Here is a 23,539-nt window from a genome sequence, read left to right as displayed (position 1 = left end):
CTTTCCGTCGATCGTTGTCCACAGGTGCGCACCCGCTTACGCAGGGTTGTCCACAGCAAATCGCGGGTTATCCACAACCGGCCGGTAACCATGTCGGGTGACCGACACTCCCGCGCCCCGGAAAGGCGACGGGGGAGGGCGGCCGATGGCCGCCCTCCCCCGTGCCGGACCCGGACGGGTCAGACCTTCGCCTTGCCCAGGATGCGGTTCACTGTTGTGCCGCACACCGGACACTTGCCCTTGGCCATGTTCATCCCGGTCTTCGAGACCTCGACGTGCCCCTCGAAGTCCCGCTTCTCCTTGCACTTCACGCAGTAACCGTTGTAGGTCTGGGCCTGGTCGGCCACGGTGTCCTCCTCGTCTCGTCCGCCGGTCAATCCGGTTCCGGCGGGTTGCCCGGCGGCGGGCCACAGGGGGCGCCGGCGCTGGGACTTCTCCGCGGCCACCCTCGTGACCGCTGGTCCGCGGACCCTACCCAGGTGCGGGCGGTTCCATGTCAGCTGTGCTTCGACACTGTGAGCAAGTCGACGTCGAGAGTGTGCATGCCGAATTACGTCGGATAAGTCAGTTTCGCGGGGACACGCCGGGTGAACCCACTCAGATCGCCCGAGAGGCGGCCCCGGGCGGGCGGGCGGCGGCGTGATCACATACCGTGGGGCGGAGGCGCGCGCCGTCCCGACGCGGCCACCACGAACCGTGACGGAGCCCTTCCGTGACGGTCCGCAAGGATTTTTTTCGGGACTCCTGGTCACCAACCATGACTTTCCGGGCGCGTGTCGTGGTGTTGACTCTTGCGGACCCCTGGTCAGTACCCATTAGCTTTCCTTCGTGACAGCAATCCAAGGCTGCGCGGCCCGCTGATGGCAGGGGCGCGGAAGCCGGTCGTCGAAGTACGGCGCAGCCAGCGCCGGCGACGCACGGTGTCCGCCTACCGCGACGGTGAACGGGTCGTGGTCCTGATCCCCGACCAGTTCTCCCGGGCCGAGGAGACCGAGTGGGTCGACCGGATGCTGGCCCGGTTGGCCGCCCGCGAGGGGCGCCTGGTCCGCACCGACGACGAGCTGTTCGGCCGCGCCACCCGGCTCCGCGGTCTCTACCTCGCCGAATATGGCGACCAGGCCGTCCCGGTGAGCGTCCGCTGGGTGACCAACCAGAACGGCCGCTGGGGCTCCTGCACCCCGGCCGACCGCACCATCCGCATCTCGCACCGCATCCAGGACATGCCCGACTGGGTGATCGACTACGTCCTGCTGCACGAGCTGGCCCACCTCATCGTGCCCAGCCACAACGCCCGGTTCTGGGCGCTGGTCGGCCGCTACCCGAAGGCCGAGCGCGCCCGCGGCTACCTGGAGGGCGTCGCCGCCGCCTCCGGCACCCCCCTACCCCACTAAATCCCCACAAAACCCCACCCACCCACCCACCCACCACTCTTACCCCCACCCCCGTGCCCCACCCCGCCCCGCCCCCCGCCCCACCCCCGCGCCGATCTTGCAGTTGGGGCCCCGGCAAAGGGGGTGAAGCGGACTTTTGGGGGGCCGAAAGTGCAAGATCGGCGCAGGGTGGGGGCGCGGGGTGGGGCGGCGGGGTGGGGAGAAGGGTGGGGTGGGGTGGGGGAGCAGGGGGTGGGGCCGGGGGGCCAGGGTTCGTGGCGGGCTCGTCTAGGGTCGGCGGGTGGCCCGACGTGTGGTGGTGGCGTTGCTCGGCCCGGTGGCGTGGACGCCCCCGGGGATCGACCCGGCGGCCTGGCGGGCCGCGCTCGCGGAGGACGTGGTGGACCTGCTCGCCACCCTCCAGGAGGTCGAGACCGCGATCGCGGCCGTCCCGGCCGACCGTGTCCTGGCGGAGTCCGTCACCTGGCCCGGCATGGCCGTGTACGAGGTGCCCGCCGCCACCGGCACCGCCGTCCTCACCGCGCTGGCCGGAGCCGGGTACGACGAGGCCGTCGTCGTCGCCGCCGATGCCCCGGACCTGCCCGGCCTGACCGTCGGCAAGCTGCTCCGCCCGCTGACCACCCGGCCGGTGGCCCTCGCCCCGGTCGAGGGCTCCGACACCGGCCTGCTCGGCGTCGCGTCCCGGCTGCCCGTGCCCGCGTGGCTGCCCGAGGTGGACCTGGACGCCGCGCACCCGGCCGAGGTGCGCCGGGCCGCCCCGCGCCCCGGGGACGTGGCCGTCACCGCCGCCTGGCGGCGGATGCGTGGCCCGGCCGACCTGGCCGCCCTGGACCCCGCCGTCGAGGGCTGGGAAACCACCCGCGCCCTCCTCTCATCCCCCCACCCCTGACACCCCACCCACCCCAACGCCCGCCCAGCCCGCGGTGATCAAGAGCTTTGCGTCACCGTGGAGATCGACTTTGACGCTTTTCTCTTGATCACCGGGCCGAGGCGGGCCGAGGCGGGGTGGGGCGGGGTGGGGCGGGGTGGGGGAGCGAGCGGGTGGGGTCAGGGTTGGGAGGTGGGGGGGTCCGAGGGGCCCGGGGTGGGCGGGGGCTGTTCCTCGGGGCCGCCCGGGGCGGTGAAGTCGAAGGTGGCCAGCTCGTCGTCGAGGTCGAGCCGGGCCGTGGCGAACGCCACCGGGTCGGTGAAGTCGTCGTCGGAGGGGAGCAGGTCGGGGTGGCCCCAGACGGCGTCCCGGCCGGCGATGCCCCGGTGCTCGGTCAGCGCCGCCCACAGGGTCGCCGCCTCGCGCAGCCGGCGCGGGCGCAGTTCCAACCCGACCAGCGCGGCGAACGTCTGCTCGGCCGGCCCGCCGGCCGCCCGCCGACGGCGGAACGCCTCGCCGAGGCGTACGACGTTGGGCAGGCGCTCGCCGGCGGCGTCGTCGACCACGTGGCAGACCCAGCCCTCCACCAGGGCGAGCGCGGTCTCCAGCCGGGCCAGCGACGCCTTCTGCGCCGGGGTGTCCTCGGGGGTGAAGATGCCCTCCAGGGCGATCGCCTGCATCGACTCCGGGTCGGTCGGGTCGACCCGGCCCATCGCCTCCTCGATCGCCTCCCGGTTGACCCGGATGCCCGAGGCATACGTCTCGACGGCGGTGAGAACGTGCCCGCGCAGCCACGGCACGTGCTCGAAGAGCCGCTGGTGGGCCGCCTCGCGCAGGGCCACGTACAGCCGCACCTCGTCCTCCGGCAGCTCCAGGCCCTGCCCGTACACCCGGATGTTGGCCGGGATCAGCGCGGCCGTGCCGGCCGGGCCGAGCGGCAGGCCGATGTCGCCGGCGGAGAGCACCTCGGCGGCGAGCGAGCCGAGGGCCTGGCCGAGCTGCCCGCCGAAGAGCGCGCCGCCCAGCGTCGCCACCATCGACTGCATCGGGCCGAGCTGGGCGCGGGCCTCCGGCGGCACCAGGTCGCCCATCGCGCCGACCATCCGGCTGGCCACCGGATCGCACAGCTTGCGCCAGACGTCGAGCGTCTTGTAGATCCACTCGTTGCGGTTCCAGGCCAGCGAGGTGCGGATGCCCGTCGGCCAGGCGGTGGCCGGCTCCAGCCAGAGGTCGGCCAGGCGCAGCGCCTCCTCGACCGCGTGCCGCTCGTAGGGTGAGGCCGCCGGGTCGCCGGTGGCGGCGAGCTGACTGGCGGCCACCTGCCGGGCCAGGTCCCAGTTGACCGGTCCGCCGCCCTGCGCGGAGAGCAGGTGCTGCAACTGCGACATGAACTGCTGCATCGCCGCGGGATCGTTGGGGTCTGGTGGTTGCCCACCCGGGAGCGCGAAACCGAACGGAATATCAGGCACGACCTCTACGGTACGCGGGCTGCGCCCCAGGCAGCCGTCACCGGCGTTGCGCTGAGGGCGAAGTCCCCGTCACCCTCGGGCACCCACCGCCGCTCGGTACGCTCACCGCCATGAGACGTCGCGGCGTGACCGTCCTCCTGGGTGCCCTGTTGACCGCCCTGCTCAGCTTCGGCGTGCTCAACGCGCCCATCCCGTACGTGGTGCTCGGCCCCGGCCCGACGGTCAACACGCTCGGCACCGTGGACGGCAAGGAGGTCATCCAGGTGACCGGGCGGGCGACGTCCACCTCCGCCGGCCAGCTCCGGCTGACCACGGTCGGCGTGCAGCCCACGGTGCGGCTGCGGTCCGCGCTGGCGGGCTGGTTCTCCGCCGACGAGGCGGTGGTGCCGCGCGAGCTGGTCTACCCGCCGGGAGAGACCCAGCAGGAGGTCGAGCAGCGCAACGAGGAGGACTTCCGCAACTCGCAGACCAGCGCCGAGACCGCCGCGCTGCGGGAGCTGGGGTTCCCCGTGCAGGTGCTGGTCAAGACCGTGACGGCGGGCGGCCCGTCGGAGGGGGTGCTCAAGCCGGGCGACGTCGTCACTTCGGTCGACGGCACGCCGGTCACCAGCGCGGGCAAGCTCACCGAGCTGATCCGCGCCAAGCCGGCCGGCACCGCCCTGACCGTCGGCTACACCCGCGCCGGTGCCGCCGCCACGGCCCGGATCACCAGCCGGGAGTCCGACGGCCGGCCGCGCATCGGGGTCGAGATCGACCAGCAGCAGCCGCACCCGTTCACCCTCTCCATCGACCTCGGCGACATCGGCGGGCCGAGCGCCGGCCTGATGTTCGCCCTCGGGATCGTGGACAAGCTGGAACCGGCCGACCTCACCGGCGGGATGGTCATCGCGGGCACCGGCACCATCGACGACGAGGGGCGGGTGGGCCCGATCGGCGGGATCGCCCAGAAGCTGGTCGGCGCGAAGGACTCCGGGGCGAAGGTGTTCCTGGTGCCGGAGGCGAACTGTGCGGAGGCGGTACGTAACCCGCAGCCCGGCCTGCCGTTGCTCAGGGTGGGGTCGCTGGCCGACGCGCTCACCGCCCTGGAGACCCTCCGCGCCGGGGGCCAGCCCACCCGCTGCTGACCGATGCGCCCGCCCGACCCGCCGCCCGGCGTGACCGTGGGCCGCCACTCTCAGGAACACCCCGTACTCTGGGTGCCTGGTCGGAGCCGATCACATCGAGCGTGCGGAGCCAAACAGTGGTCATGCGTAGCAGCCCCCTGCCGAGGATGAGCCGGCGCGGACGCGTCACCATCGGAGTCCTGGTCGGGGTGTTCGTCCTCTTCACCCTCCTCGGATGGGGGGTGCAGGCGTGGACGGACTGGCTGTGGTACGACGAGGTGCGATACACACAGGTCTTCACCGGCGTGCTGGCCACCCGGCTGCTGCTCTTCCTCGTCGTCGGCCTCGCGATGGCGCTGGTCGTCGGCGGCAACCTCTGGCTGGCGCACCGGCTGCGCCCCAAGCTGCGGCCCCACTCGCTGGAGCAGGCCACCCTGGAACGCTACCGGATGCTGCTCGGCCCCCGGCTCGGCCTGTGGATCAGCCTGATCGCCCTGGTGGTGGGCCTCTTCGCCGGGCTGTCGGCGCAGAGCCGGTGGAACCAGTGGCTGCTGTTCCGCAACGGCGGCGACTTCGGCGTCAAGGACCCGGAGTTCGGCGTCGACGTCGGCTTCTACGTCTTCCAGCTGCCGTTCTGGCGCTACGTGCTGGGCGTCGGCTTCACGGCGGTGGTGCTGGCCCTGCTCGGCGCGCTGGCCGTGCACTACATCTTCGGCGGTGTGCGCCTGCAGGGCGTCGGCGACCGGATGACCAACGCCGCGCGGGCCCACCTGAGCACGCTCGTCGCGGTCTTCGTCCTGCTCAAGGCCGTGGCGTACGTGCTCGACCGGCGCAGCATGCTGCTGGAGTACAACGAGGGCGCGAAGCTCTACGGCGCCGGGTACGCCGACATCAACGCGCTGCTGCCGGCCAAGGAGATCCTCGCCTACATCTCGGTCGTGGTGGCCATCGCGATCATCGTGTTCTCCAACGCGGTGATGCGGAACCTGGTGTGGCCGGGCATCTCGCTGGCCCTGCTCGGCGTCTCCGCCGTCGCCATCGGCGGCATCTACCCGTGGGCCGTGCAGACCTTCGAGGTCAAGCCGAGCGCCAAGGACAAGGAAGCGCCGTACATCGAGCGGAGCATCGACGCCACCCGGGCCGCGTTCGGGCTGGCCGACACGAAGATCCAGCCGTACGCGGCGAGCAACCTGGTGCCGCCGGCGAGCCTGGGCACCGACGCCTCCGTGGTGCCGAACGTCCGGCTGCTCGACCCGCAGCTCGTCTCGGAGACGTACACCCAGCTCCAGCAGGTCCGGGGTTTCTACGACTTCGGCCCGAAGCTGGACATCGACCGGTACGCCGTGGGCGGCAAGACCTCCGACTACGTGGTCGGCGTCCGGGAGGTCAACTACGGCGAGCTGACCGACCAGCAGAACACCTGGATCAACCGGCACACCGTCTACACCCACGGCTACGGGCTGGTGGCCGCGCCGGCCAACCAGGTGGTCTGCGGCGGCCAGCCGTACTTCGTCTCGGGCTTCCTCGGCGAGAAGACCCAGGAGGCGTGCTCCTCGCAGACCGAGCAGATCCCGGCCACCCAGCCGCGCATCTACTACGGCGAGCGGATGGAGCCCGAGGACTACGCGATCGTCGGGCAGGCCAACCCGGAGCGCAACGCCGAGTTCGACCGGCCGACCCAGACCGGTGGCGAGCAGTACTACACCTACACCGGCGAGGGCGGCGTCGAGATCGGCTCGTTCACCCGCCGGCTGCTCTACGCCATCAAGGAGCAGGAGTCCAACTTCCTGCTCTCCGAGGCCGTCAACGAGAACTCGAAGCTGCTGTACGTGCGCAACCCCCGGGACCGGGTGGAGAAGGTCGCGCCGTTCCTCACCCTCGACGGCGACCCGTACCCGGCGGTGGTCGGCGGCCGGGTGCAGTGGATCGTCGACGGCTACACCACGGCCGCGACCTACCCCTACGCCGAGCGGGTCAACCTCCAGGCGGAGACCACCGACGAGCTGACCGGCCGGGGCACGTTCCAGCTCGCCCGGGAGAACGTCAACTACATCCGCAACTCGGTCAAGGCCACGGTCGACGCGTACGACGGCACGGTCCGGCTGTACGAGTTCGACCAGACCGACCCGGTGCTCAAGGCGTGGAACAAGGCGTTCGGCGGGGACCTGGTGCTGCCGAACGACAAGATCCCGGCCGAGCTGCGGGAGCACTTCCGGTACCCGGCCGACCTGTTCAAGGTGCAGCGCAACCTGCTGACCAAGTTCCACGTCACCGACCCGGGCGACTTCTACTCGGCGCAGGACTTCTGGCAGGTGCCGAACGTGCCGGACAACCCCGACGGCGGGCAGAAGCAGCCGCCGTACTACCTGTGGACGCAGTTCCCGGGGCAGACCGCGCCGCGCTTCCAGCTCACCTCCGCCGTCACCCCGAACGGCCGGCAGAACCTCGCCGCGTTGATCTCCGGGTCGTACGTCGACGGCAAGCCGCAGCTGGAGGTGCTGGAGCTGCCCGACCAGACCCGGATCTCCGGGCCGGTGCAGGTGCACCAGCAGATGACCAACAACGCCAACATCCGGCAGCAGCTGAACCTGCTCTCGTCCAACCAGGCCCAGGTGCAGTACGGCAACCTGCTGTCGCTGCCGTTCGGCGACGGGATGCTGTACGTCGAGCCGGTCTACGTCAAGAGCAACCAGCAGGACGCGTACCCGCTGTTGCAGAAGGTGCTGCTCTCCTACGGCGACGGCGGCTCGTACGTGGTGCTCGCCAACAACCTGACCGACGGCATCAAGCAGCTCGTCGACCAGGGCAAGCAGGCCGCCGAGGGCGGGACCCCGCCGCCGACCGGCGGCACGCCGCCGCCGGGCGACGGCAGCAACGCCCCGCCCCTGACCGGCGAGCTGGCCGAGGCGGCGAGCAAGGTGCAGGCGGCCATCGCCGAGGTCAAGGCCGCCCAGACGTCCGGTGACTTCGAGCGGTACGGCCGGGCGCTCAAGGCCCTGGACGAGGCGATGACGGCGTTCCAGCAGGCCCAGCAGGCGGCCAGCCCGACCGCTCCGGCCGCCCCGTCGGGCTCGCCGTCCGCCTCGCCCAGCGGTGGTTCCGCCCCGTCGCCGTCGGCCCCGGCAGGGGGATGACCAGCGGTTACGCCCCGGCCCGTGGGCCGTTTTGCGGCCCGCGGGCGCGGTGCGTTAGGGTTAACGAGCCGACGCGGGGTGGAGCAGCTCGGTAGCTCGCTGGGCTCATAACCCAGAGGTCGCAGGTTCAAATCCTGTCCCCGCTACTCGTTCGGAAAGGCCCCGGAGTTCGCTCCGGGGCCTTTCGCGTGGGCCGTGTCGAATCGGTCGGGCGGTGTCGGCGGATCGGCATCCCGACGCTCCGGCGGTGCGACGCTCCGGCGGTGCGGCGGTGCGGCGGTGCGGCGGTGGCTCCTGGGGGTGCGGCGCTCTTGGCGGTGCGGCGCTCCTAGGGGTTCGGTGGTCCGGTGCTGCGCCGGTCGGCGGCCGGGCTGAGCTGCGGTGCGGTGGTCCGGCGGCGGGCTTTCGGGGGGCCGCTGAGCTCCGCTGCGGGGATGCGCTAAGCTTTGTGAGCCGACGCGGGGTGGAGCAGCTCGGTAGCTCGCTGGGCTCATAACCCAGAGGTCGCAGGTTCAAATCCTGTCCCCGCTACTCGTTCGGAAGGGCCCCGGAGTTCGCTCCGGGGCCCTTCACCTTTCCAACCCGTATGCGCGGGCCCTTCGCCTTTCCTCCGCATGCGCTGGGCCCTCTCCACACCCCGCCGCGAGGCTCCGCGCGCCGCCGGGGACGCCGTCCGGCGAATCCCCGGCCGTCCCGCGTGCTCCACTTGCGTTCCTCGGCGAGGATGGGGGCATGTCTTCGTGGAACAAGTGGTGGGGCCGGCTCAGCACGGTCCTCGGTGCGGTCGTGCTGTCGGTCTTCGTCCCGGTCGCGGCCTGGGCGTCCACCGGCACGGGTGAGCTCGTGGTGGAGGCCGCCAAGCGGCGGTCGAGGGGCGGCGGCATCGGCTTCCTCGGGCTGCTGTGCTGCCTGGTCGTCGTCGGCGGGATCGTCCTGCTGGTGGTCCTGCTCATGCGCAACCGGCGCAACCGCCCGCCGCGCTGACTCCGGCGGCCCGCGGGCCGGCCCCTGCCCAGGCCCGTGTGCCCGGCCCGCCCCGCGTCCGCGTGCCCAACATCGCGCTCGAACCGGGAAAGAGTGGCCTCCGGCCGCTCGGAGGCCACTCGATCCGCGATTGAGCACGATCTTGCCGGCGGTGACCCGAGGACGGTGACCGAGGGCGGTCACCCGCGGCGCGCACCGAAGGCGGGCGCCCGGGGCCGGCGGGCACCCGAGAACGGGCACCCGCGGGCGGGCCCGGACGGGTGGCGGGTCTCGGGCGGGTGGTCAGGAGGCCAGGGCGGCCTCGGCCTGGGCGACGAACCGGGTGGCGGCCGCCCGGGTCCCGGCCCGGCCGGAGCGCACGCCCTCGGCCGTCTCGACCAGCAGGGCCCGGACCCGGGCGTGCCCCTTCGGCGGCGGGCCGGGGGCCGGGCCGAGCTGGTCGGCCACGGCCTCGGCGAGGGCGGCGGCGGCCTGCTGCCCCGGGTCGGCCAGGCTCTCCCGCACGTACCGACGGATGGCGAGATTGGGGCTCACCCCGCGTTCGTGGCCGAGGGCCAGACCGGCGTCCATGTTGTTGGTGAGGAACTGGATGACGTCGGCCACCAGGGCGGGGTGCCGGGTGCCCCGGAAGCCCGCCCAGTACATCGAGGCGCGCGGCCACTGCGCCGCCGGTGGCCCGGGGAACGCGGCCAGGGCCATCTCGTCCCGGGTCTGCCGGCGGAACTCGGGGAACTGGTGGGCCCAGGCGAACGACGCGGCCGTGTGGCCGGTCACCACCAGTTGCCGACCCGGCTCGCCGCCGTCGGCCTGGTCGACCAGGGCGGCGCTCGGGGTGGCCTGCCGGGCCCGCGCGTCCTGCCACAGCTCGAACCAGTCGACCAGCTCGGTCGCGCCGAAGCCGAGCTGCCGGCCCTGGTACAGCTCGGTGCCCCCGGACCGCAACCACAGCCAGAGCGCCCGGTGGTCCCCGGACGGGTCCATGGTGCCGGCCACCCGGCCGTCGGCGGCCCGGGTGACCCGGGCCGCCCAGTCGACGTACGCGGGCCAGGACATGCCGGTGCGGGGCTCGGCGACGCCGAGCCGGCGCAGCAGGCTGCGGTTGTAGACGAGGGCGGCGGTCGTCTGGGCGGCGGCGACCGCCACGGTGCGGCCGTCCACCTCGCCGTAGCGCGCCAGCTCCGGCGGGAGCCCCCGCAGGTCGAGCCTCTCGTCGGTGACGTACCCGCCGAGGTCGAGCAGGATCTCCCGCCGGGCGTACTCGGCGAGGACGGTGTCGTCGACCTGGATCAGGTCGGGCACGTTGCCGCCGGCGGCCTGGGTGGCGAGCCGGTCGTAGTAGCCGGGCAGGCCCTGCCAGGTGACCCGGAAGCTGACCAGGTTGTTGCGGGAGGAGTAGAGCCGGAGCGCCTTCTCGGTCGTCTCGGCCCGGGCGGCGGTGCCGTACCAGAAGACCGAGAGCTCGACCGGCCCGTCCTCGACCGGACGGTCGTCCGCCCGGCCGCCGCAGCCCGCGAGACCGGTCGCCGCGAGCGGCGCACCGAGCAACGCCCCGAGCAGCCGCCGCCGGCCCGGGTCCGGGCCGGTGCGGGGCGGTGGGGTACGGGCGTCGGGCACGGGTGCTCCTGGTCTGTCCGGCGGGGGTCGGACCATTTACACAGCCGGGGCGGGCGGGTGTCAACGGCCGCCGGCCCGACGGGTGGCCGTCCCGGGGCGTCCGCCGGCCCGTGGTGTACTAGGGCGCGTGGAACTTCTGCACTCGGGCAAGGTCCGGGACGTCTACGCCGACGGCGACGACCTGATCCTGGTCGCCTCCGACCGGATCTCGATCTACGACGTGGTGCTGCCGACCCCGGTGCCGGACAAGGGCCGCCTGCTCACCGCGCTGTCCCTGTGGTGGTTCGAGCAGCTCGCCGACCTGGTGCCCAACCACGTCGTCTCCGCCACGGACGTGCCGGCGGAGTTCGCCGGCCGCGCGATCCGCTGCCGGCGGCTGGAGATGGTCCCGGTCGAGTGCGTCGCGCGGGGCTACCTCACCGGCGGCGGCCTCGCCGAGTACGAGCGCACCGGCGCGGTCTCCGGCGTGGCGCTGCCGAGGGGCCTGGTCGAGGCGTCGATCCTGCCCGAGCCGATCTTCACCCCGTCGACGAAGGCCCCCAAGGGCGAGCACGACGAGCCGATCACCTACCAGCAGGTGGTGGACAAGGTCGGCGCGGAGACCGCCGCGCGGCTGCGGCAGATCACCCTCGACATCTACTGCCGGGGGGCGGAGCTGGCCGCCGACCGGGGCATCCTGGTCGCCGACACCAAGATCGAGCTGGGCTGGGCGGCGGACGGCACCCTCGTCCTCGGCGACGAGGTGCTCACCTCCGACTCGTCGCGGTTCTGGCCGGCCGAGTCGTACCAGCCGGGCCGGACCCAGTTCTCCTACGACAAGCAGTACGTCCGGGACTGGGCGACCGGCGGCGGCTGGGACAAGCGGCCCCCGGCACCCGAGGTGCCCGCCGAGGTGATCGAGGCGACCCGGGCCCGCTACGTCGAGGTCTACGAGAAGCTCACCGGCCGTACCTGGTCCTGACACCGCTCCCTTGCCCCAGCCCCAGATCCTGCAGTCCGGCAGCGATACGAGCCGGCGGCGCGGACGACCGTGTCCCTTGGAGCTGCCCGAGGGTCGAGGCGCCCTGGAGGGACGCTCGGGTCATCGCCCAGAGTGACTGAAAGTTGACACTGCGAGCACGTCGGCCCGGCTACGATCGTTGGGTGTGGTGATGTTCGCGAGATTTAGGGGGTTTGACCTCGGAAGTCCCGCCGGTGATACTGCTGTCCGTAGGAACAGAGTCACGTTCAGCGACAGCAGCAGCACTCCAAGGGCGGATGCATGCCAAGGCGGCCGGGAAAGTCTCTTGATGTCCCAGATGGTGCCCAGCTCACCCAGTATGGCAAGGGTCCTCTCGGCTCTCCCACCCGCTTCCGGGACCGGCCGCGGGCGGAGATCAATGAGCCGGACGTGTCGTTGCTGTGGGGCCGGGTGACTGTCGATGAGGCGCGACGGATCGTCGACAAGTGGGGGAGTCCGCTTTCGGCGGTGCGGTACACGACTGCGGGAGCGCTCCGTGCAAGAGGCTTTATTGTTCGACACACGCCAACGGGCCCAAACCCGAAGCACATCAGTGTTTTCCCGCCAATTGATGGGAACGATCCCAAAGAGTGGGATGACGCCCTAGCCAAGAGCTTCTCTGACTGCTTCACTGAACCGCACGGAGGAGGTGGTACTCGTGAGTAGCTTCGGACCTGCGCCCGAGCTGGGAAACCTCGCTTGGGCGCCGCTGCCTACCGTCGATGCTGTGGAGATCATCGATAGGTACAACGGTGTTCCCACTCTGGGGGTCGTTGAGGCGGGGGGCGAGCCTTGCCTGTTCTGGCGAGTTCTCTCTGACGACGATCACGTCTCGGTCTGGCTTTACGTGCCCCTGACCAGGGAAGACGAGGAGCATCTCGACGCGGACGACGACTCCGATGTCTTGGATTCGATCGTGATCGCATCGCCCAGGCCTCGATACACGACAATGGGTGTAGCCTACGATAATCGTCTCATCTTCGAGAGGGAATGGCAGCTTTCGGCCAATTTGACTGCCGATGAGGCGGCTTTGGCTTGCCTGGAGTTCTGTGCTGAGTCCATGCGGGTGGCGCTGGCCCAGAATCCACCCTTGCCAGCAACCCGCCGTAAGATCGTCCAGAAGGCATCTGACGCGGTGCGGCATCTCGCCCCTTGTTGACTTGACGCATTGTCGCTATCGTCAGTCCACCCAGTCGAGGGTGCGCTGCACGGCCTTGCGCCACTGGCGCAGCTCCCGCTCCCGCTCGTCCGGGGCCATCGCGGCGGTCCACTGCGCGTCGGAGCGCCACTGGGCGCGCAGGGTGGCCAGGTCCGGCCAGAAGCCCACGGCGAGGCCCGCCGCGTACGCCGCGCCGAGGCAGGTCGTCTCCGTGATCCGGGAGCGGACCACCGGCACGTCCAGCACGTCGGCGAGGAACTGCATGAGCAGCCCGTTGGCGGTCATCCCGCCGTCGACCCGCAGCCGGCGCAGCGCCACGTCGGAGTCGGCGTTCATCGCGTCGACCACCTCGCGGGTCTGCCACGCCGACGCCTCCAGCGCCGCCCGGGCCAGGTGCCCCTTGGTGATGTAGCCGGTCAGCCCGGCGACCACCCCGCGCGCGTCGCTGCGCCAGTGCGGGGCGAACAGCCCGGAGAACGCCGGCACCACGTAACAGCCGCCGTTGTCGTCGACCGTGCGGGCCAGCTCCTCCACCTCGGCGGCGGTGGAGATCAGGCCGAGGTTGTCCCGCAGCCACTGCACCAGCGACCCGGTGACCGCGATCGCGCCCTCCAGCGCGTACACGGCGGGCTGCCCCTCGATCCGGTACGCGAGGGTGGTCAGCAGCCCGTGCGAGGAGATGACCGGGCTCGCGCCCGTGTTGAGCAGCAGGAAGCTGCCGGTGCCGTACGTGCACTTGGCCTCGCCGGGCTGGAAGCAGGTCTGCCCGAACAGGGCGGCCTGCTGGTCGCCGAGGGCGCTGGCCACCGGCACCCCGGCGAGCGGCCCGTCGACGGCGGTGCCGTAGACCTCGGCGGAGCTGCGGATCTCGGGGAGCATCGCGCCCGGCACGCCGAGCGCGTCGAGCAGCTCCGGATCCCAGTCGAGGGTGTCCAGGCCCATCAGCATGGTGCGGCTCGCGTTGGTCACGTCGGTGACGTGCCGCCCGGTCAGCTTCCAGATCAGCCAGCTGTCCATGGTGCCGAACAGCACCTCGCCCCGCTCGGCCCGCGCGCGCAGCCCGTCGACGTTGTCCAGCAGCCAGCGCAGCTTCGGGCCGGCGAAGTAGGTGGCCAGCCGCAGCCCGGTGCGCTCGCAGAGCCGCTGCTCGCCGTACGCCTCGGCGAGCGCGCGTAGCTGCGGCCCGGTGCGGGTGTCCTGCCAGACGACGGCGTTGGCGACCGGGCGGCCCGTGGCGCGGTCCCAGACGACGGTGGTCTCCCGCTGGTTGGTGATGCCGACGGCCGCGATCCGCTCCGGGCCGGTGCCGGCCGCGTCCAGTGCCTCGCGGACGACGATCCGGACGTTGTCCCAGATCTCCTCGGCGTCGTGCTCGACCCAGCCCGGCCGGGGGAAGTGCTGCCGGTGCTCGCGCTGGGCCACGGAGACGATCTCCCCGGCCCGGTCGAAGACGAGGCACCGGGACGAGGTGGTGCCCTGGTCGATGGCGGCGACGTACTCTCCGGTCACCGCAGCACCGTACCCGCCCCGCCACCGGTGCGCCGCCCATCGTCGACGGGCGGGCCGGTGCGGTGTCAGTCCGACACGCGCCCGCCCGCGTCGAGGAGCGGGCCGAGGGGCGTGCCGATCCGGACCGTGGTGCCGGCCGGGCCGGTCTCGACGTCCATGGCGTCGCTCAGCTCCCGGGCCAGCCAGAGGCCCCAGCCGCCGGCGGTCTCGGGCGCGGGGCGGCTCCGGTCGTCGAGCCGCCGGGAGCTGATCCCCCGACCGTGGTCGGCGACCTCGCAGACCAGGCGCCCCGGCTGCCGCCACAGCCGCAGCCACCCCCGCCCGCCGCCGTGCCGCACCGCGTTGGTGAGCAGCTCGTTGACGGCCAGCACGAAGTCGTCCAGCCGTTGCCCGCGCAGCCCGACGGCGTGCGCGCAGGAGGTGACCGAGTGCCGGAGCTCGGTCACCTGTGCCTGGTCGAAGGCCTCGGCGATCAGGAGGGTGGTGTCGATGGGCACAACCGTACGCCGTGTCGGTCGGGGCAGCCATGATCGTCCGCTGTTCCCGGGGCAGGTGGCGGGCGGGTCGCCCCGGACGGCAGGCGATCATGCAGGGCGCGGGCGTGTGGCATCGTGTCGGGGTGCCGTCGACGACCGGTGGATTCGAGGTCCCGCTCTGGCGGGCCGTCGCGGTGTTCCGGTTCGCCGCCCTGGCGTACGTCGGCCTGATCGTGGCGCGCGACGCCAGCCGGTACGCCCACCCGGTCGTCGCCGGCCTCGTCCTGCTGGTGATGCTCGGCTGGACGGTGACCACGGCCCTCGGCTACGCCCGCCCCGCCCGGCGGGGCTGGCCGCTGCTGGCCGCCGACCTCGCCGTCGTGGTCGGGGTGCTCCAGGTCAGCCCGTGGGCGGTCGGCCGGTCGGCCCTCGCGGCCGGCGCGCCCAGCCTCGCCGTGGTCTGGCTGGCCGGGCCGGTGCTCGCCTGGGCGGTCTCCGGCGGGCGGCGGCGCGGCACCGTGGCCGCGCTGGTGGTGTGCGCGGCCGACCTGGCGGCCCGGGAGCGGATCGGCCAGTCCGCCCTCACCGGCTGGATCCTGCTGCTGATGGCGGGGGCGGTGGTCGGCCACGTCGCCCGGCTGGCGGTGACCGCCGAGCAGCGGCTGCACCGGGCGGTGGAGCTGGAGGCGGCGACCCGGGAGCGGGAGCGGCTGGCCCGGGACATCCACGACTCGGTGCTCCAGGTGCTCGCGCTGGTGCAGCGGCGCGGCGCGCACCTGGACGGGGAGGCCGGCGAGCTGGCCCGGCTGGCGGGGGAGCAGGAGGCCGCCCTGCGTGCCCTGATCGCCGGCGCGGCGTCCCCCGGCGACGCCGGCCCGGCCGGGCCGGACACCCTCGACCTGCGCGCCCTGCTCGGCCGGTACGCCTCGGCTACGGTTTCGCTGTCGGCGCCGGCCACCGGCGTCCCGCTGCCCGCCCTGGTGGCCCGGGAACTCGCCGCCGCGACCGGGGCGACGCTGGACAACGTGCGCCGGCACGCGGGCGGCCGGGCCTGGGTGCTGATCGAGGACGAGGGGGAGACGGTGACGGTCTCGGTACGCGACGAGGGGCCGGGGATCCCGGCGGGCCGGCTCGACGAGGCGGTCCGGCAGGGCCGGCTCGGGGTGGCGCAGTCGATCCGGGGCCGCGTCGCCGACCTGGGCGGCACGGTCACCATCACCTCCACGCCGGGCGCGGGCACCGAGGTCGAGCTGACCGTGCCGAGGACGCCCCGGTGAGCGCCGCCGACGCCCCGCCCGGCGTACGGGTGATGGTGGTGGACGACCACCCGATGTGGCGCGAGGGGGTGGCCCGCGACCTCACCGAGGCCGGTCACCTCGTGGTCGCCACCAGCGGGGAGGGCCGCCAGGCCGTGCGGGTCGCCCCCGCCGCCCGGCCCGACCTGGTGGTGCTCGATTTGCAACTGCCGGACATCTCCGGGGTGGAGGTGATCCGTGGGCTGCGCGCGGCGCTGCCCGAGGTGCGGGTGCTGATGCTCTCGGCCAGCGGCGAGCAGCAGAGCGTCCTGGACGCGGTGAAGGCCGGCGCGACCGGCTACCTGGTGAAGTCGGCGGCCCCGGCCGAGTTCCTGGACGCGGTGCGCCGCACCGCCGCCGGCGAGCCGGTCTTCACCCCCGGCCTGGCCGGCCTCGTGCTCGGGGAGTTTCGCCGGCTCGCGGCGGGCGCGGGCGGGGCCGCCGGGGACCGGGGGCCGGCACCGGCGGGCCACCCCGCCGACGCGCCCCGGCTCACCGACCGGGAGACCGAGGTGCTGCGCCTGGTCGCCAAGGGGATGTCGTACAAGCAGATCGCGGAGCGGCTCGGGCTGTCCCACCGGACGGTGCAGAACCACGTGCAGAACACGCTGGGCAAGCTCCAGCTGCACAACCGGGTCGAGCTGACCCGCTACGCGATCGAGCGCGGCCTCGACGCCTGACCCGCCGGGCCGGGCGCGACCGCCCCACCGGCCGGCGCATCCGGTCGGCCGGGCGCGGGGGCCCGGTCAGTGCGCCCCGGGCGGCCGGGTCTCGTGGATCGCCAGCTCCTCGGCGCTCGCCCCGCCACCGGCGGAGCCCGCGTCGTACGCGACGTTGTCGGTCTCCAGGTCGGTGTGCGCCCCCTCGTCCGGTTCCACCAGCCGGCCCACCTCGGCGTCGGCGACGCTGCCGAGCTGGCCGTGGTCGTAGAGGGAGACGGGGGAGTGCGGGTCCGAGGTGGGGCCCGGGTCGATCACGTCGGCGTCGAGCTGCGCCTGGGCGGCGGCCTCCTCGCTGTCCGCCTCGGCCGCGATGTCCGGGTCGACCGGGCCGGCCAGCGGGTCGTCGGCGGGGCGCTCGAAGCTCTCCCGCTGGAGCTTGTAGTCCAGCGACTCGCCGTCGAGCTGCTCCTCGGCGGTGGTGCCGTACCGGTCCACCGCCACGGGCATGCGGTCGCCGGGCAGCTGGGCCGGCGCCGGGCCGTCCGCCTCGCGACCGGTCTCGACGTCGTCGTTGGCGGTCGAGTCGTCGTCGGCGGTGTCGGGCAGGCCGTCGGCCTCCGGGTCGGAGACGGGGGTCGGGTACTCGTCGTCGCGCATGGCTGATCACTACCCGCTGCCCACCGCCCGTAACCGGCCACGGGCGGGCGAAGCGGGGTCAAGCGTGCCGGTCCGGCCCGCCGTCGGGCCGCGCGCCCCCGGTGTCCGGATGCGCGACGTCCGGGTCGGGACGCGTGTCCCCGCCCTCGGGGTGCACGACCGCCCAGACGAGCTTGCCGTCGGGCAGCAGGGTGCTGCCCCAGCGGCGGGCCACCGTGTCGATCAGCAGCAGCCCCCGGCCGCCGGCCAGGTGCGGCGGGGTCACCCCGGTGTACCGCGGCTGCCGCCGCGACCGGTCGCGCACGCCGAGGTGCAGCGTGCCGTCGCCGGGGGCCAGCCGCAGGGTCATCGGGGTGCGCGCGTGCGCCACCACGTTGTTGACCATCTCGGTCACCGCGATGCAGCCCGCCTCGGCCAGGGCGCCGATCCCCCACCGGGCGCAGCCGTCGGTGACCAGCGCCCGGGCCTGCCGGGCCGCACCGACGACCGGCGGCAGCGCGGTGGTGGTCGCCGCGGCCATCGGTGCCCGGGTCAGCGCCGTCGTCGCCTCCGCCAGGGTCGCGCAGACCGGCAGCTCCGGGCCGGCCGCCGCCCCCGTCGGGTCGACGACCAGCAGCCCCGCCGCCGGCCAGTCGGCGATCTCGCGGCGCACCTCGGCGAACAGCCCCCGGGCGGGGGCGGCCAACCGCAGCCGGGTCAGGTCGACCACCACCGGGCCGGGGCGGTCGCAGAGCCGCACGAGCAGCGCGTCCCGGACGGCGGCGGTGCCGGCGGCGTCGAGCACCCCCGTCAGCCGGAGCACTCCGGACGACTCGTCCGTCTCCACCACGCAGCGCAGGTCGGTCGGCATGATCGTCCCATTGTGCGTCGTGGCGACCGACGGCGCATCCTGCCGGTCGGGCGAGTTCATCAGCGGTCCGCCCGCGACCGCCTGGCCCGGGCCGCCATCGTGCCGACCGCCGTGCCGGCGGCGGCGAGCCCGAAGGCCGTGGTCATCCGGACCAGGTGCCGCCGCCGGCCGTGCCACCCGCCGTCCCGCCGGGCGGTGGCGTCGGCGACAAAGACGTTGCCGGCGCTGTCCGGCCGCCGGGCCGGCCCGAACTGGGTGCGGTGGACGTACCAGCCGAGGACGCGTTCGGCCAGCGCGGGGGCGAGCCGCCACTGCGCGCCGAGCAGCCGGGCGGCCCCGCCGGCGTACGCCTCGCGGCGCGGCCGGCGCAGCAGCCGGACGACGGTCTCGGCCACCAGCTCCGGCGGGTACACCGGCGGGGGCGGCACCAGCTCCCGGCCGGTGTGGTTGGCGGCGTGCCGGAAGAACGGGGTGTCGATGCTCGCCGGCAGCACCGTGCACACGGAGACGTTGCCCCGCCCGGTCAGCCGCAGCTCCTGCCGCACCGTGTCGGCCAGCCCCCGGATGCCGTGCTTGGTGGCGTTGTACGCCGACTGGTAGGGCATCGCCACCTCGGCCAGCACGGAGGCGTTGTTGACCAGGACCCCGCCGCCGGCCGCCGCGAGGTACGGCAGGGCGGCCCGCATGCCGTGCACGACGCCGAGCAGGTTCACCTCCAGCACCCGGCGGAACTCCCGCACCGGTATCTCGTCGAACAGCCCGACCGCGCTCACCGCCGCGTTGTTGACCCAGGCGTCGATCCGGCCGAACTCCTCCGCCGTGCGGGCGGCGAGGATCTCCACGGCCACCGGGTCCGTGACGTCCGTGGGCACGGCGAGCGCCTGCCCGCCCAGCTCCCGGCACCGCGCCGCCACCCGCTCCAGGGCGTCCTCGCTGCGGGCCGCCAGCGCCACGGCCGCCCCCCGTCGGGCGAGGGCGTACGCGGTGGCCGCGCCGATGCCGCTGGAGGCGCCGGTGAGCACGACGACGGCGTCGTCGAGGGTGCGGGTCAGAGGCATTCCACGCCCGTACCCCGGTGGGGCCCGCTCATGCCGGCGGCCCGGCCCGGATCGGCGGCCGGCGGCCCGGACCGGCGGGGGACTTGGCAGGTTTCGGCTCCGGGCGGCGCGGTTAATGGGACCCTCTGACCGGGGAGGACCCACCAGCTCAACGAACCGCATGGAGGTGACCCATGCGCGTCGGCCTAGTGTGCGCGCACTCCGGCCCGTCGCGGCCCGCCGACGGCCCCGTCGTCGGCACGCGCGAGCACATCGCGCGGGTCGCCGCCGAGCTGGCCGGGCGCGGCCACGACGTGCACGTCTACGAGCGCCGGGACGATCCCGCGCTGCCCGCCACGGCGGAGGTCGACGGCTACCGGGTGGAGCGGGCGCCGGTCGGCCCGGCCGCCCCGATGCCCACCGCCGAGCTGGTCGGACACGTGTCCGAGTTCGGGCGGTGGCTGGCCGACCGGTGGGCAGGCGGGTGGTCCCCGGAGGTGGTGCACGGGCACTACTGGGTCGGCGGCCTGGCCGCCGCGCACGCGGTGCGCGAGACCGACATCCCCGTCGTGCAGACCTTCCACTCGCTCGGCGTGGAGCAGCTGCGCCACCTCGGCCCCGGCTACGACGGCCCCGGCACCCGGATCCCGCTGGAGCGGGCCCTGACCCGGGCGGTGGACATCGCGGTCGCCCAGTGCAACGACGAGGTCGACGAGCTGACCCGGATGGGGCTGCAACGCAGCTCCGTGGCGATGGTCCCCACCGGGGTCGACACCGACCAGTTCCACCCCGACGGCGAGGCGGCCCCGCGCGACCAGCGCTCGCGCATCCTCTCCGTGGGCGGCCTGACGCCCGGGCACGGCCACGACGACCTGATCCGGGCGATGCGGCTGGTCGGCGACGCCGAGCTGGTGATCGCCGGCGGCCCGCCGGCCGACCAGCTCGCCGGCCACGCCGAGGCGCGCCGCCTGCGCGAGCTGGCCGAGCGCACCGGGGTGGCCGAGCAGGTGACGCTGGTCGGCGCGGTGCCGCACGACCAGATGGCCACCTGGTACCGCTCGGCCGACGTGGTGGCCTGCACCCCGCACTACTCGTCCGCCGGCCGGGTCTCGCTGGAGGCGATGGCCTGCGGCGTGCCGGTCGTCGGGTACGCGATGGGCGGCATCGCCGACGCCGTCGTCGACGAGGTCACCGGGAAGCTGGTGCCGCCGGGCGACGTGCGGGCCCTCGGGATGACCCTGCGGCGGCTGCTCGCCGACAACGCCGGCCGGTTCGCGTACGGGCACGCCGCCGTGGACCGGGTCCGGTGCAGCTACACGTGGGAACGCACGGCCGGCGCGCTGGAGCGGCTCTACGAGCGGGTGGTGCTGCGCCGCAGGCCGGTCGAGGCGGCGTAGCCGGAAACCGGCCCGCGTGCACGATGCCGGGGCGGCCGGTCAGCGGCGGGGGCGGGCCGGCGCGCCGGCGGGGAGCATCCCCCGGGCGCGTTCCCGGGAGGCCACCTCGTGGTGGTGCTGCGGCTCGGCGTAGCGCGTCAGCCCGATCACCGCGGCCAGCGTGGCCAGGAAGCCCAGGGCGGCCAGCCACTCCCGGCCCGGCCAGATCCTGTCGTTGAGCAGCAGCAGCCCGACGATCGCGGCGGGCACCGCCCCGGCCGCGTCCATCGCGGCCACCGCCGCCGTGGTCGAGCCGCGCTGCATGGCCAGGCCGAGCAGGAGCTGGCCGACCAGCGAGTGGGCCACCAGCAGGTAGAGCAGCGGGTCCCGGACGAACCCCTCCACGCTCGTCACGGCGGCCAGTGGGCGGGCGGCCACCGCGGCGGCGGAGAAGGCCAGCCCGGCCAGCGAGCCGAGCGCCACCGACCCGGGCGCGCCGTGCAGCCGTACCGCGAAGAAGCCGACCACGGCGATCACCGCGAGCGCCGCCGCCAGCGCGACCAGGCCGGCGGGCCCCAGCGGCCGGGACTGCGCCGGCTGCGCCGACAGCACCAGGCCGGTGACCCCGGCGAAGAGCAGCACCAGCAGCGCGACCTCGGCGGTGGGCAGCCGCCACTTGAGCACCAGCACGCCGAGGATCGCGGTCACCCCGAGCCCCGCCGCCACGCTGGCCTGGACCAGGAACAGCGGCAGGTCCCGGCGGGCCAGGAAGGCCAGCACGAAGCCGCCGACCTGGCAGGCCAGCCCCACGAGGTACGTGCGGTGGCCGGCCAGCCGCAGCAGCAGCCCCGGGTCGAAGGTGTGGTGCACGGTGGTCCGCGCCGCGGCGACGGACTGGAGCAGGTTGGCGAAACCGTACGCGACGATCATCGCCGCCAGGAAGCACCAACCGGAGGACACCACCTGGCGAGGATAGAGGCTGGCGGCGCTCAGCGCTCGGCCGGCCGACCCAGCCTCGCCAGGATGTCGGCGTGTAGCGGCCCGTTGCTGGCCACGGCGCTGTTCTCCACCGCGGCGTCGCCGCCCGGGGCGGGCCGCCCGGCCAGGTCGGTGAACGTGCCGCCCGCCTCGGTCACGATCGGCACCAGCGCGGCGACGTCCCACAGGGACAGTTCCGGCTCGACCATCACGTCCAGGGCCCCCTCGGCGAGCAGCATGTAGCCGTAGAAGTCGCCGTAGGCCCGGCTGCGCCAGGTGTCCCGCATGAGCTGGAGCACCGGCTCCAGCAGGCCGGCGGACTCCCACCCCGACAGCGACGAGTAGCAGAAGCTGGCGTCGGCGAGGCGGGTCACCGCCGACACCCGGATCGGCGTGCCGTGCGCGGCGTCCGGGCCGGCGTACGCGCCCGCGCCGAGCGCGCCCCACCAGCGGCGGCCCAGCGCCGGCGCGGAGACCAGCCCGAGCACCGGCCGGTCGCCCTCCAGCAGGGCGATCAGGGTGGCCCAGACGGGCACCCCCCGGACGAAGTTCTTGGTGCCGTCGATCGGGTCGACCACCCAGCGCCGCCCGCCCGGGGCGGCCGGGGGCTGCCCGCCGTACTCCTCGCCGAGCAGGCCGTCGCCGGGGCGGTGCTCCGCCAGCAGCGCCCGGATCTGCCGCTCCACGGCCGTGTCGGCGTCGGAGACCGGGGTCAGGTCCGGCTTCGCCTCCACCCGCAGGTCGAGGGCCCGGAACCGGGCCGTGGAGATGGCGTCCGCGGCGTCGGCGAGCAGGTGGGCGAGGGCGAGGTCGTCGGCGTACCCGGTCATGCCGCAAACGGTAGCGGCGGCCCGGTCACGCTCCTGCCGGCGGGTCGCCGGTGAGCCCTCCGGCGGGTCGCCGTGCCGCCTTCCGCGTGCGACTGCGGGGCTCGCCGGCTCACTCCTCGCGCACGCCCGGGTTGCGCTGGTCGGGCTCGCGGCTGTCGCCCTCCCCGGACCGGGAGGCCAGCAGCCGGCGGTACGAGGCCAGCCGACGCCCGTCGGCCTTGCCGGCGGCCACCCAGGCGTCCAGCGCGCAGTCGGCCTCCTCGGCGGTGTGCTGGCAGTTCACCGGGCAGTCGACCGTGCCCTCCACCAGGTCGGGGAAGCCGTGCAGCAGGCTGTCGGCCGAGACGTGCGCCAGCCCGAAGCTGCGCACCCCCGGGGTGTCGACGATCCAGCCCGGGTCGGTGCCGACGCCGGGGCGGGGCGGCAACCGCAGCGCCACCGCGCTGGTCGAGGTGTGCCGGCCCCGGCCGATCGCGCTGACCACCCCGACCGCCCGGTCGGCGTCGGGGACCAGCCGGTTGACCAGCGTCGACTTGCCCACCCCGGAGTGGCCCACCAGGACCGACACCCGGCCGGCGAGCAGGTCGCGCAGCGCGTCGAGGTCGGCGTCGGGCCGCAGCAGCACGTACGGCAGCTCCAGCTCGGCGTAGTAGCCGAGCACCTGCTCCGGACCGGCCAGGTCGGCCTTGGTGAGGCAGAGCAGCGGATCGATGTCCGCGTCGTACGCGGCGACCAGGCAGCGGTCGACGAACCCGGTGCGCGGCGGCGGGTCGGCCAGCGCGCTGACGATGACGAGCTGGTCGGCATTGGCCACCACGACCCGCTCCAGCCGCCCCTCGGCGGTGTTCTCGTCGTCGTCGGCGGTGCGCCGCAGCACCGAGGTGCGCTCGGTGATCCGGACGATGCGGGCCAGCGCGCCGGCCGCCCCGGAGGTGTCCCCGACCAGGCCCACCCGGTCGCCCACCACCACCGACTTGCGGCCCAGCTCCCGGGCCCGCATGGCGGTCACCAGCGGGGCGTCGGGGTCGCCGCCGGGCAGCAGCACGCACGTGTAGCGGCCCCGGTCCACGGCGATGACGAAGCCGTCGACGGCGTCGGCGTGCCGGGGTCTCGTGCGGGTCCGCGGGCGCGACGACCTCCCGGGCCG

General features: G+C 74.1%; 21 protein-coding genes and 2 tRNA genes. 12 read left to right on the top strand and 11 right to left on the bottom strand.

Going from position 1 to position 23,539, the window contains the following annotated elements:
* Nucleotides 1-179: 179 nt before the first annotated feature.
* Nucleotides 180-347 (bottom strand): DUF5679 domain-containing protein, encoded by a 168-nt coding sequence (locus O7628_RS07150; RefSeq protein WP_007464795.1) that lies wholly within the window; start codon nucleotides 345-347, stop codon nucleotides 180-182.
* A gap of 513 nt (nucleotides 348-860) precedes the next feature.
* Between O7628_RS07150 and O7628_RS07145 the strand changes: the two genes are divergently transcribed.
* Together O7628_RS07145 and O7628_RS07140 are read left to right on the top strand one after the other, a co-directional pair.
* Nucleotides 861-1,391 (top strand): M48 family metallopeptidase, encoded by a 531-nt coding sequence (locus tag O7628_RS07145; RefSeq protein WP_074472666.1) that lies wholly within the window; start codon nucleotides 861-863, stop codon nucleotides 1,389-1,391.
* Between the two features lie 280 nt (nucleotides 1,392-1,671).
* Entirely contained in the window at nucleotides 1,672-2,280 is a 609-nt protein-coding gene (locus O7628_RS07140; RefSeq protein ID WP_278129246.1) for a hypothetical protein, read from the top strand.
* Between the two features lie 158 nt (nucleotides 2,281-2,438).
* Here the strand turns inward: O7628_RS07140 and O7628_RS07135 are convergent, their stop codons facing one another.
* Nucleotides 2,439-3,659 (bottom strand): zinc-dependent metalloprotease, encoded by a 1,221-nt coding sequence (locus O7628_RS07135; protein ID WP_278129244.1) that lies wholly within the window; start codon nucleotides 3,657-3,659, stop codon nucleotides 2,439-2,441.
* A 179-nt stretch (nucleotides 3,660-3,838) separates the two neighbouring features.
* Between O7628_RS07135 and O7628_RS07130 the strand changes: the two genes are divergently transcribed.
* From O7628_RS07130 to O7628_RS07110, 5 genes are all read left to right on the top strand, one after another.
* Nucleotides 3,839-4,852 (top strand): PDZ domain-containing protein, encoded by a 1,014-nt coding sequence (locus O7628_RS07130; RefSeq protein WP_278129243.1) that lies wholly within the window; start codon nucleotides 3,839-3,841, stop codon nucleotides 4,850-4,852.
* Between the two features lie 122 nt (nucleotides 4,853-4,974).
* Nucleotides 4,975-7,965, top strand: a complete 2,991-nt coding sequence (locus O7628_RS07125; protein WP_278129242.1) for a UPF0182 family protein — start codon at nucleotides 4,975-4,977, stop codon at nucleotides 7,963-7,965.
* 72 nt (nucleotides 7,966-8,037) lie between these two features.
* Nucleotides 8,038-8,111: transfer RNA gene (locus O7628_RS07120), tRNA-Met, on the top strand.
* Between the two features lie 311 nt (nucleotides 8,112-8,422).
* A tRNA-Met gene (locus O7628_RS07115) sits at nucleotides 8,423-8,496 on the top strand.
* 201 nt (nucleotides 8,497-8,697) lie between these two features.
* A complete protein-coding gene (locus O7628_RS07110; protein WP_074472671.1) occupies nucleotides 8,698-8,949 on the top strand; it encodes a hypothetical protein in 252 nt (83 codons plus the stop codon).
* A gap of 282 nt (nucleotides 8,950-9,231) precedes the next feature.
* On the opposite strand, the gene O7628_RS07105 is transcribed toward O7628_RS07110, so the two are convergent.
* Entirely contained in the window at nucleotides 9,232-10,563 is a 1,332-nt protein-coding gene (locus tag O7628_RS07105; protein ID WP_278129241.1) for an extracellular solute-binding protein, read from the bottom strand.
* Nucleotides 10,564-10,690: 127 nt separating this feature from the next.
* On the opposite strand from O7628_RS07105, the gene O7628_RS07100 reads away from it, so the two are divergent.
* Nucleotides 10,691-11,524 (top strand): phosphoribosylaminoimidazolesuccinocarboxamide synthase, encoded by an 834-nt coding sequence (locus tag O7628_RS07100; RefSeq protein WP_278129239.1) that lies wholly within the window; start codon nucleotides 10,691-10,693, stop codon nucleotides 11,522-11,524.
* A gap of 766 nt (nucleotides 11,525-12,290) precedes the next feature.
* Entirely contained in the window at nucleotides 12,291-12,722 is a 432-nt protein-coding gene (locus O7628_RS07095; protein ID WP_278129237.1) for a hypothetical protein, read from the top strand.
* A gap of 21 nt (nucleotides 12,723-12,743) precedes the next feature.
* Here O7628_RS07095 and glpK read toward each other — a convergent pair whose 3' ends face one another.
* Together glpK and O7628_RS07085 are read right to left on the bottom strand one after the other, a co-directional pair.
* Entirely contained in the window at nucleotides 12,744-14,231 is a 1,488-nt protein-coding gene (gene glpK, locus O7628_RS07090) for a glycerol kinase GlpK (RefSeq protein ID WP_278129235.1), read from the bottom strand.
* 65 nt (nucleotides 14,232-14,296) lie between these two features.
* A complete protein-coding gene (locus O7628_RS07085; RefSeq protein ID WP_074472675.1) occupies nucleotides 14,297-14,755 on the bottom strand; it encodes an ATP-binding protein in 459 nt (152 codons plus the stop codon).
* Nucleotides 14,756-14,850: 95 nt separating this feature from the next.
* Here O7628_RS07085 and O7628_RS07080 point away from each other — a divergent pair, with 95 nt between their 5' ends.
* Both O7628_RS07080 and O7628_RS07075 read left to right on the top strand, forming a co-directional pair.
* The gene (locus tag O7628_RS07080) at nucleotides 14,851-15,984 is read left to right on the top strand and encodes a DUF5931 domain-containing protein (protein ID WP_278129233.1); all 1,134 of its coding nucleotides are present in this window, start codon (nucleotides 14,851-14,853) and stop codon (nucleotides 15,982-15,984) included.
* A 32-nt stretch (nucleotides 15,985-16,016) separates the two neighbouring features.
* On the top strand, nucleotides 16,017-16,682 hold the full coding sequence (locus O7628_RS07075; protein ID WP_278136246.1) for a response regulator transcription factor: 666 nt from the start codon (nucleotides 16,017-16,019) through the stop codon (nucleotides 16,680-16,682).
* A 66-nt stretch (nucleotides 16,683-16,748) separates the two neighbouring features.
* Here O7628_RS07075 and O7628_RS07070 read toward each other — a convergent pair whose 3' ends face one another.
* The 3 genes from O7628_RS07070 to O7628_RS07060 are packed head-to-tail and all read right to left on the bottom strand — an operon-like array spanning nucleotide 16,749 to nucleotide 19,229.
* Nucleotides 16,749-17,321 (bottom strand): DUF5709 domain-containing protein, encoded by a 573-nt coding sequence (locus tag O7628_RS07070; RefSeq protein ID WP_178066316.1) that lies wholly within the window; start codon nucleotides 17,319-17,321, stop codon nucleotides 16,749-16,751.
* A 58-nt stretch (nucleotides 17,322-17,379) separates the two neighbouring features.
* Nucleotides 17,380-18,231: an ATP-binding protein gene (locus O7628_RS07065; RefSeq protein ID WP_278129231.1), complete on the bottom strand. Its 852-nt coding sequence runs from the start codon at nucleotides 18,229-18,231 to the stop codon at nucleotides 17,380-17,382.
* Nucleotides 18,231-19,229, bottom strand: a complete 999-nt coding sequence (locus O7628_RS07060) for an SDR family oxidoreductase (RefSeq protein WP_178066315.1) — start codon at nucleotides 19,227-19,229, stop codon at nucleotides 18,231-18,233. The genes O7628_RS07065 and O7628_RS07060 overlap by 1 nt, the downstream gene beginning before the upstream one ends.
* A gap of 173 nt (nucleotides 19,230-19,402) precedes the next feature.
* Between O7628_RS07060 and O7628_RS07055 the strand changes: the two genes are divergently transcribed.
* Nucleotides 19,403-20,605: a glycosyltransferase gene (locus O7628_RS07055; protein ID WP_278129229.1), complete on the top strand. Its 1,203-nt coding sequence runs from the start codon at nucleotides 19,403-19,405 to the stop codon at nucleotides 20,603-20,605.
* Nucleotides 20,606-20,644: 39 nt separating this feature from the next.
* On the opposite strand, the gene O7628_RS07050 is transcribed toward O7628_RS07055, so the two are convergent.
* From O7628_RS07050 to rsgA, 3 genes are all read right to left on the bottom strand, one after another.
* A complete protein-coding gene (locus tag O7628_RS07050) occupies nucleotides 20,645-21,514 on the bottom strand; it encodes a hypothetical protein (RefSeq protein ID WP_278136245.1) in 870 nt (289 codons plus the stop codon).
* A gap of 59 nt (nucleotides 21,515-21,573) precedes the next feature.
* Nucleotides 21,574-22,392: a histidinol-phosphatase gene (gene hisN / locus O7628_RS07045; protein ID WP_278129228.1), complete on the bottom strand. Its 819-nt coding sequence runs from the start codon at nucleotides 22,390-22,392 to the stop codon at nucleotides 21,574-21,576.
* 109 nt (nucleotides 22,393-22,501) lie between these two features.
* Complete coding sequence (rsgA, locus tag O7628_RS07040) at nucleotides 22,502-23,434, bottom strand: ribosome small subunit-dependent GTPase A (RefSeq protein ID WP_278136244.1); 933 nt, start codon at nucleotides 23,432-23,434, stop codon at nucleotides 22,502-22,504.
* Nucleotides 23,435-23,539 lie beyond the last annotated feature (105 nt).

It is taken from the genome of Micromonospora sp. WMMD956 (assembly GCF_029626125.1).
In the GTDB taxonomy this organism is placed as follows: domain Bacteria; phylum Actinomycetota; class Actinomycetes; order Mycobacteriales; family Micromonosporaceae; genus Micromonospora; species Micromonospora carbonacea.
The sequence above is the reverse complement of the archived record's forward strand: the minus strand, read 5'-3'. Positions and strand labels throughout refer to the sequence as shown.

Bases quoted from the DNA above. Each gene is read 5' to 3' on its own strand.
- O7628_RS07145 (WP_074472666.1), top strand. From the start codon at position 861: ATGGCAGGGGCGCGGAAGCCGGTCGTCGAAGTACGGCGCAGCCAGCGC.
- O7628_RS07135 (WP_278129244.1), bottom strand. From the start codon at position 3,659: ATGCAGCAGTTCATGTCGCAGTTGCAGCACCTGCTCTCCGCGCAGGGC.
- O7628_RS07130 (WP_278129243.1), top strand. From the start codon at position 3,839: ATGAGACGTCGCGGCGTGACCGTCCTCCTGGGTGCCCTGTTGACCGCC.
- O7628_RS07125 (WP_278129242.1), top strand. From the start codon at position 4,975: ATGCGTAGCAGCCCCCTGCCGAGGATGAGCCGGCGCGGACGCGTCACC.
- O7628_RS07110 (WP_074472671.1), top strand. From the start codon at position 8,698: ATGTCTTCGTGGAACAAGTGGTGGGGCCGGCTCAGCACGGTCCTCGGT.
- O7628_RS07075 (WP_278136246.1), top strand. From the start codon at position 16,017: ATGGTGGTGGACGACCACCCGATGTGGCGCGAGGGGGTGGCCCGCGAC.
- O7628_RS07070 (WP_178066316.1), bottom strand. From the start codon at position 17,321: ATGCGCGACGACGAGTACCCGACCCCCGTCTCCGACCCGGAGGCCGAC.
- O7628_RS07065 (WP_278129231.1), bottom strand. From the start codon at position 18,231: ATGAACTCGCCCGACCGGCAGGATGCGCCGTCGGTCGCCACGACGCAC.
- O7628_RS07060 (WP_178066315.1), bottom strand. From the start codon at position 19,229: ATGCCTCTGACCCGCACCCTCGACGACGCCGTCGTCGTGCTCACCGGC.
- O7628_RS07055 (WP_278129229.1), top strand. From the start codon at position 19,403: ATGCGCGTCGGCCTAGTGTGCGCGCACTCCGGCCCGTCGCGGCCCGCC.
- O7628_RS07050 (WP_278136245.1), bottom strand. From the start codon at position 21,514: ATGATCGTCGCGTACGGTTTCGCCAACCTGCTCCAGTCCGTCGCCGCG.
- hisN (WP_278129228.1), bottom strand. From the start codon at position 22,392: ATGACCGGGTACGCCGACGACCTCGCCCTCGCCCACCTGCTCGCCGAC.